Source organism: Capnocytophaga sp., assembly GCF_030532915.1.
Lineage (GTDB): Bacteria > Bacteroidota > Bacteroidia > Flavobacteriales > Flavobacteriaceae > Capnocytophaga.
Map to the genome: position 1 here is coordinate 1 of NZ_JAUNKD010000063.1, position 7,884 is coordinate 7,884.

9 protein-coding genes are annotated in these 7,884 nt (G+C 39.2%); 6 read left to right on the forward strand and 3 right to left on the reverse strand.

The annotated features are described in order from the left end of the window. A partial coding sequence (locus Q4D72_RS11845) for a hypothetical protein (protein WP_303078130.1) occupies nucleotides 1-351 on the forward strand: 351 nt, incomplete at its 5' end. 286 nt (nucleotides 352-637) lie between these two features. Continuing rightward, entirely contained in the window at nucleotides 638-1,696 is a 1,059-nt protein-coding gene (locus tag Q4D72_RS11850; protein WP_303078131.1) for an ankyrin repeat domain-containing protein, read from the forward strand. A 263-nt stretch (nucleotides 1,697-1,959) separates the two neighbouring features. Here the strand turns inward: Q4D72_RS11850 and Q4D72_RS11855 are convergent, their stop codons facing one another. Then, nucleotides 1,960-2,139, reverse strand: coding sequence for a hypothetical protein (locus Q4D72_RS11855; protein ID WP_303078132.1), 180 nt, complete (start codon nucleotides 2,137-2,139; stop codon nucleotides 1,960-1,962). A 472-nt stretch (nucleotides 2,140-2,611) separates the two neighbouring features. Between Q4D72_RS11855 and Q4D72_RS11860 the strand changes: the two genes are divergently transcribed. From Q4D72_RS11860 to Q4D72_RS11875, 4 genes are all read left to right on the forward strand, one after another. Further along, on the forward strand, nucleotides 2,612-3,514 hold the full coding sequence (locus Q4D72_RS11860) for a hypothetical protein (RefSeq protein WP_303078133.1): 903 nt from the start codon (nucleotides 2,612-2,614) through the stop codon (nucleotides 3,512-3,514). A gap of 322 nt (nucleotides 3,515-3,836) precedes the next feature. Then, a complete protein-coding gene (locus Q4D72_RS11865) occupies nucleotides 3,837-4,793 on the forward strand; it encodes an alpha/beta fold hydrolase (RefSeq protein WP_303078134.1) in 957 nt (318 codons plus the stop codon). 48 nt (nucleotides 4,794-4,841) lie between these two features. Beyond that, nucleotides 4,842-5,222 carry a hypothetical protein gene (locus Q4D72_RS11870; RefSeq protein WP_303078135.1) on the forward strand — a complete coding sequence of 127 codons (381 nt, stop codon included), beginning with the start codon at nucleotides 4,842-4,844 and terminating at the stop codon, nucleotides 5,220-5,222. 16 nt (nucleotides 5,223-5,238) lie between these two features. Beyond that, complete coding sequence (locus Q4D72_RS11875) at nucleotides 5,239-5,778, forward strand: alpha/beta hydrolase (protein WP_303078136.1); 540 nt, start codon at nucleotides 5,239-5,241, stop codon at nucleotides 5,776-5,778. 37 nt (nucleotides 5,779-5,815) lie between these two features. Here Q4D72_RS11875 and Q4D72_RS11880 read toward each other — a convergent pair whose 3' ends face one another. Next, entirely contained in the window at nucleotides 5,816-6,388 is a 573-nt protein-coding gene (locus tag Q4D72_RS11880) for a hypothetical protein (RefSeq protein WP_303078137.1), read from the reverse strand. 211 nt (nucleotides 6,389-6,599) lie between these two features. Continuing rightward, nucleotides 6,600-7,619, reverse strand: coding sequence for a phenylalanine--tRNA ligase subunit alpha (locus tag Q4D72_RS11885; protein ID WP_303078138.1), 1,020 nt, complete (start codon nucleotides 7,617-7,619; stop codon nucleotides 6,600-6,602). Between the last annotated feature and the right edge of the window lie 265 nt (nucleotides 7,620-7,884).

Genomic DNA, 7,884 nt, shown 5'->3' on the forward strand with positions numbered 1-7,884 from the left:
ATGAAAACAGCAATTTACACCGAAATTTTGGCTTTTTTAGAAAGCTACAAAGCTGAAAATCATCAGGTTTTGGCAGAACGATTTGACATCACAGGAGATTTTTTGGAAGAAATTTACGAAATGCTTGATTTTGTGGAAGATAAAAGTCAGTTGCGACTTTTTGACATCAGCGAAATGGACAAAAAAATGAGCGGACAGCCGTTTTTGGACATTTTTGAGTACGATGACAACACTGATTACGGCATAGAATGCGTCTTGTTTTTGGGCAAGGAACATCTGGGCTACATCGTGGGGGAATATCACAGCGAGGCACATTTTCCGAAATTTGAGTTTCGTTATTTTAGCATCTAATTTGTTGATATTTAGATAAATGTAACTATTTTTAAGGCTAAAAGTATCAAGCAACCGCAACGAATCACCACAACTTTGCCAAAGTTTTAAAACTTTGGCAAAGATAAAATAATCGTGTGTCAGTAGGGAAGAGATATATCTCTTCCGCCACAATTTGCCCCTACAATGAACCGAAAAAAAAATCGTGTGTCGAGACTCTCGACAAAAATTATTAATTTTGTAAAATAATTAAAAAAACACCCTGCAAAATTCCCCCTCCTTGGAAGAGGGTTAGGGAGAGGAAAAAATGGCAAAAAAAAGAGCAACTTTACCGAATGATTTCAGTAACATACTGGAAAACAACGATTTTGAAGCCTTTCAAAAAGTATTTGAAAAGTGCGACATCAACGCCTACGAGCGTGATTTTATCAAAAAACCTGCCTTGTGTTTTTACGGCATTCCCACCGAGTGGATGCGTTGGCTGATTGAAAATGGAGCGGACATTGAGGCTGCCGACACTTACGGACGCACCGCCCTTTGGCATCATTCGTCGGTCAATGCGGTGGAAAAAGTGCAACTTCTGCTCGATTTGGGGGCAAATATCAACACTGCCGACCGCTACCAAAACAGCGTTCTGCACGCCAGTCGTGGCAAATTTGAGGTGGTGGCACTGCTTTTGGAACGCGGTGCGGATATTTCTGCCAAAAACGACCGCAAACTCACGCCCCTACAAGCGATGCTCAGCGGTTGCACCAATCTCGACATTCCGCAGGTGGCAAAAAGTGCGGCTCTTTTGCTAAAATCGGGCGAAAAAATCACCAAAACCGCCAAGGAAGCCGTGGTTCGCATTGGTGAGAATTTTGAGTTTCACCGCAAGAATTTCAATTCGGAACTTTTGGAGGAAACCGACAAGGCTTTGCAGCGTCTTTACGCCTTGTTTAAAGTAGAACCGGTAACGCAACGCCTTGAACACGACGGTGTTTCGCCCATTACGGTTGCCGATGCTCCTTTTGAAAAGCAATTTTCCCGGCTTTGGGATTTGTTAGTGCCGAGCCAAGGAGCCGCCAAAACGGTGCAGGGCGAAGTGGTGCGTATTTCGGGCAAAATCCGTAATGAAATCCTGCGAAACGCCTCTGGTAATTGGGACAAAGAGTTCAAAAAAATGCTCTCGGCAATGGTGGATTATCTGCAAAAAGGCAATGCCCTTTCATCGGCTCAAATGGAGGAGGTAAATAACTTAAAAACAGTTCTTTACGATGGTGATGACAACGGCGACAATTCACTGGCATTGGCACAATTGGCAGTTGCGTGGGTCAAACAAAACGAAACGCCCATCGCTTTGGGTAAAGTGGATTATAAACGCTGATAATGAGTATTTTGGCGTAAATACGCAATTGATTGCGTATCTGTGTAGGGAGCGGATATATCCGTTCCGTTTTATTTGATATAAACCACTTCGCGTATGATTTTCCACTGGTTGTTTTTCTTTTTCCAATAGATATTAAATAGGAATTCTTGCTCTTTTTCAAGTTGTTGTATTTTCCACGTGAGGATTACAAAGCCATTTTCTCCGTCGTTATCGGCGTAATGAAATTCGGCATAAGTGTTCAGCGGTTCGGCGTTATTTCTTTAAGATTTCGGAAAAAAAACCATATTTTCCGCTTTATTCAGCGTTTTAATCTGGTTTTGATTATCAACAAAAAGAAAAATCAGATTTTCGTCGTAAATCGTATCCAAAAAATCCAAATCAAATTGCGTTCCGCGATTGATAAGCTGTTGCGTTTGCCGAATGATTTCTTCGTTTTTCATTTGTGGAAAATTTTGTAAAAATAAACGCAAAAGTACAAAATTCTCACGTTTATAGCTAACCCTTTTTAAATTGTCGCCTTTTTCAAGGATGATTTTCGACCTTGGAGACGAAACGTTAAAAAAATCAATGAATGGAACGCAGGAAATATCCACTGTTCGAAGCGACCGCAGGGAGCAAGTTTGGAGATTTCCAGTGAAATGGATTGATTTTTAGTGTAGTATCCAAAGTCTTGAATTTTTGGTTCTTTTGTTTCAAGACAAAAGAACGAAAATAAAAAGACAAACTATATAGTTAGTTATACCGCAATTTTGAAGCTAAAAACAACGGATTTTTCAAACGGAGATGCCAAATAAATTTGCTTGTTTTTTTGTGATTTTAACAATAAAATAGTCAAATCTTTGTATTTTTGCCAAAGCGAAAACGCAGATTTTGTAACTTATTAACCCCTGATTTTAAGAAAAAGAAATAACGATGATATATTTAGAATGTGGCGTACATCACGCTCAAAAACTGGCTTTTTTTAATTGCAATGATGAAACAGGAAGGCAAATCGCCACTTTTTTGGTGGATTTTAACACCGATGAAAAACACACTTTTGCCAATGCTCCTGACGAGAGCGAAATTCACGACATTTCGCCCTGCGGAACGCAAGTCTTAACCATCGACCGCACCTACGAAAAACGAAAACGCAAAACCAAGATTTTCGACCTGAAAACCAAAGAATTACGATTCGAGACCACTGCTTTTTTCGGTTATGAAGCGTGGTTTTCGTCCGTAGCGAATTTGCTTTTGGTTCGTGCCGATGTCAAAGGAAAAAGCGGCGACAAGCTGTTTGTTTTTGATACGCAAAAATCTGAAATCGTGCATTTTATGCAAGGAAATCACCCGCTGACTTACGGCGGTGAAGATGCCGAAAAATCGGTTTTTTCCTATCCGAACAGTCGCAAAAAAGATGAGATTATTCTGCTGGATTTGACCACTTTACAGGAAAAAATCATCAATTTGGGTTCAAAAAAACTCATTCACCGCGTGATGCCTTTGGGTGGCGACGAATTTTTTGCCATTGACGGCGATTATTTCGGTTTTAAATTCAACGGCAAGGGCGAAATTTTATGGAAAACCGCCAAAATCGATTGGGAGGAATTTTATTACGCTCCTGTGTTTTTTATCTTTGAAAATCAAGTAGTTTTCGAGCGAAATATCGGTGAGCGTATCGATTTGACAACAGGCGAATTTATCCACAGCGACCGACCGCTGACAGGGACGCTTCGTCCATTTTTTGACAACTGGGCAATCAACAACCAAGGCGAAATGTGCCATCTGCAAACAGGTGAAATCAAAAATTTAGACATTAAAAAATATGTAATGATGTGATTTTGTTGTGAATGCGTGATTTATTGTGTATATTTGCATTGTAGGCGCCTACCACGCAACGCCGAAATCAATATGATAATCGCTTGTGGCATACGCAAAGAAAGCGGTGTGGGGCGAACGATACCGCGTTCCGTTTGAGGAGATTTATCATAAAATATAAATTATTGTAAATAAACAATTTAATGATGATTTTCTGAATAAAATTCATTTTTACAGAGAAACAAAGTCGCTTATTATTTCTTTCTTGAAAAATAAAATTTTTGCTATTCTGCTTAAAGTTGTAAATTTGCTATTATGAAATTCCGTTTTTGGGTTTAAATATATGATAATTAGATTTTTAACAACAATAGTTTTGTTCTTTTTAATTACTTTCGGATTTTGTCAAAATCTTTCGGAAGGGACTTACTATGAGGATATTGGCGGACTAAAAATCAATTATACGATTAGAGGCAATGGACCTGTAATGATTGTGGGGCATTTGAGTTCCGGAAAAATAGGTTATGAACTCACATTGAAGCCTTTGGAAAAATATTTTACGATGGTTTATTACGCCCCCAGAGGCACAGGAAAATCGGAAGTACCAAAATCAATAGATGCTTATAATCAGTATTTTATAGTTGAAGAAATTGAAAATTTAAGGAAAAAACTCAATGTGGAATCCATTTGGATTTTTGGTCATTCTGACCAGAGTGCGGTGGCTTTGGAATATGCGTTGAAATATCCGAAACAAACGATAGGGCTTATTTTGACAGGAACGAGTTTAATTGGAAATCAGCAAGATACATACGACAGACGAGCAAAATCAGAAAAAAAGCGAACGCAAGAATCCCCTTGGTTTGCTCAGGTTGTGAAAGATTGGGATTATATGCTGGAACACAACACCCAAACCGATGCAAATGGCAGAAACCTTTCAGAGGCTCCGATAAAATGGTGGTGTTATGATGGAGAAACGGCTCAAAAAGTGCTTCCGATTGTGAAAGAAATAACCAAGGCAGGAAGAAGAAAACCTGTTGATAATCAGTTTGTAATAGAAACAAAAGAGGAGCGAGAAAAATATCTTGAAATTCAAAAACAATTTCCTTCTATTAAAACTAATATATTGATTATCAATGGAAAATATGACACTAATAATCCGCCTCAATATGCTGAACAATTGCATAAAGTGTTGCCTAACTCCAAACTGGTTTTGATTGATTATGCAGGTCATTTTCCGTGGATTGAAAATGAGGAGGAGACATTTCGAGAAATTGAAATCTGGCTGAAACAAGTAAAAATGTAAAAAACGGAATCAATTTTTCGCTTTAAAAACTTAATAAAAATAGAAAAAATGGCATATACAATTTCAAAAGAGCAAGTGATTGGGTATCCGCCCGAAGCCTTGCGTGATTTTCATATTTCGGCGTATGAATATATTGATAATCTGCATTTTATGTTGTCACCTTCCGAATTTTTGGACGATGCCGAAAACTATGTTTCGGTAGTTAAAGAATTGTTTTTGAAGGCAGGTTGGGCAGGTGATGGCGAGATTCGATTACTGTGGATTCCGCCGTTTTGCCTCGAAACCGATGAAACGATGTGGGAATATCCGCAGGGCGAAGTGGTCTGGCACGTTAAACAGGAAGAAGACGGCACTTCGTGGCTGGCATTGCCTCAAAAATTGGTTTGTTTTATGGCAAAAGCACAGTCGCCTTTTTTTGTTTCGGATTGAAAAATGGGTTTTTAAAATGAAAAAACTCGTTGTTATTTCGGATTTATGGGGCGTAAAACGGTCGCAATGGTGGCGGTATTACGTTGAAAATCTGTCGGATAGCTTTGATGTGGCGTTTTACGATGCCTGTGCGTTGGGGCAGATTGACCTGAACAATTACACCGAAGAGGCTCTGCATCAGCAGTTTATAAATGGCGGTATCGACAAAGCGGTGGGAAATTTATTGAAAATCGAAAGCCAACCCGATGCCCTGCTTGGATTCAGCATTGGCGGATACATCGCTTTTAAATCCTTACAAAACGGACTGAAAACCAATATGTTATTTGCCGTTTCTTCCACACGATTGCGAAAGGAAAACGATTGCCCCCAAGCTCAAATTCAGCTGTTTTACGGCGAAAATGACCTTTATAAGCCTTCGGCGGAATGGTTTGCCCAAATGAACCTCACACCGCACATTTTTAAGGGCGAACCCCACAATTTTTACCGAAAAGAAAAAATAGCCACACAAATTTGCGATTTTATTAAAAATAGAGCTAATAGGGTATTTTTTTTGTAATTCACACGAAATCAGAAAAATAATTCCGAATAAATTTTTATGTCGCTTTTTGAAATGGTTGTTTTAATTTTTTAAAAATCTCCCTACCGATATAGTGCTTTAAATCAGGTGATTGACTTCTGTAATAAGCGTCCCAATAGCTGGTCATTCGGCTTTCGGTTTGCTTGGCGTAGGTTGGATTTTCGGCAATGAATTTTTGATACAAAGCGATGGTTTGGGCGTTGATATGGGCATTTGCCACACTCAAAATTTCCACGACATACTCGCCAAACAGCTGAAAAACAAAGGGAACGACAAAATAATCGGTGTTGTGAAGGAGTTTTTCCAAGTGTGCCTGACGGACAAATCCGTTGTGATGCCGCAGGTACAAGCAGTGCAAAATCGTTCGCTGGATGTCAGTCAGTCCCGCAATTGTAGGTGACTCATCGGCGTACAAACGCGCAGGAATGATAAGTCGTTCACCGTTTAGTATAACTTCCTGATTAAGCGATTGATGCAGTTCAAATTGATTGTCTATTACGCTATCAGCAACCTTTTGCACATCAAGAGCCAATGTTTTTGGAAATGCCCCTTGTAACCGCTCACGAATTTGGTTTTTAGTTTGTTTCATAATTTTAGTATCTACTGATTTTTAGCGTATTACTCATTTTGCAAAGATATTTATTTTTTTGATTACGGTGCAAAACTATCGTGTAAATTTATTATGGAAAACGAACTTTTCCTTTATGTCAGTATTTCGTTTTTAAACATAAATAAAACAACGAGGGCATTAAAAATTTAATGCCCTCAACTATTTTCAATAAAATTACATTGCAAAATTTTTACAGTGAACTTTTAAATTGTTCCAGAAAACGAACGTCATTTTCGTAAAACATACGTATGTCGCCAATTTGATAAAGCAACATCGCGATGCGTTCAATACCCATACCGAAGGCGAAACCGCTGTATTGCTCGCTGTCTATTCCGCAGTTTTTAAGCACATTAGGGTCTACCATTCCGCAACCCATAATTTCCAGCCAACCGGTTCCTTTGGTGATGCGATAATCGATTTCGTTGTTCAACCCCCAATAGATATCCACCTCAGCGGAAGGCTCGGTAAACGGAAAGAAAGACGGACGCATACGGATTTTTGATTTTCCGAACATTTCTTTGGTGAAATACAAAAGAGTTTGTTTCAGGTCGGCAAACGACACGTCTTTATCGATGTAAAGCCCTTCAACTTGATGGAAAAGACAGTGTGAACGCGCCGAAATGGCTTCATTTCGGAACACGCGCCCGGGCGAAATGGTGCGGATAGGCGGTTGATGTTCCTCCATATACCGAACCTGAACCGAACTGGTGTGCGTGCGCAACAAAACATCGGGATTGGTTTGAATGAAAAACGTATCTTGCATATCGCGAGCAGGGTGATATTCAGGCAAATTCAAAGCCGTGAAGTTGTGCCAATCGTCTTCAATTTCAGGACCTTCGGAAACATTGAAACCGATGTTTGAAAAAATATCAACGATTTGGTTTTTTACCAGTGAAATGGGATGCCTTGCCCCGATGGTTACGGGCGTTGCCGGACGGGTAAGGTCGGCATAAATACCCGTGCTATCTTGCTGTTGTTCAAAGGCATCGCGTAATTGTTGTACTTTGGTTTCGACTTGGTTTTTTAATTGATTGATAATTTGCCCGAAGGCTTTTTTCTCAGCGGGAGGCACTTCTTTAAAGGCTGCAAAAAAATCGTTTAAAATGCCTTTTTTGCCCAAATACTGAATGCGAAGTTGTTCTACCTCTTCTTTTGTTTTAGCCGTAAACGACTCTATTTTAGCAATATGCTCTTTAATTTTATCCGTCATTTCCAAATGAATTTCGCTTTAATTTCAAACGACAAAAGTACGTATTTTGGTACAATACGCCAAAAATTTATTTCAAATATCCTGAAAATTCAACCAATCAACCACAAAAGCGGAAAACCTTATGCGTTTTTTACATTTTTGGCTTATAGTATCCTTACGAAAAATATGAACGAAAACTAAAAAACAACAACAGAAAATCAGTACATCGTTTCATAACTCCCCGAAATTCGCAGGGCATTTTCAAACGGATTCGGCACTGATGCCA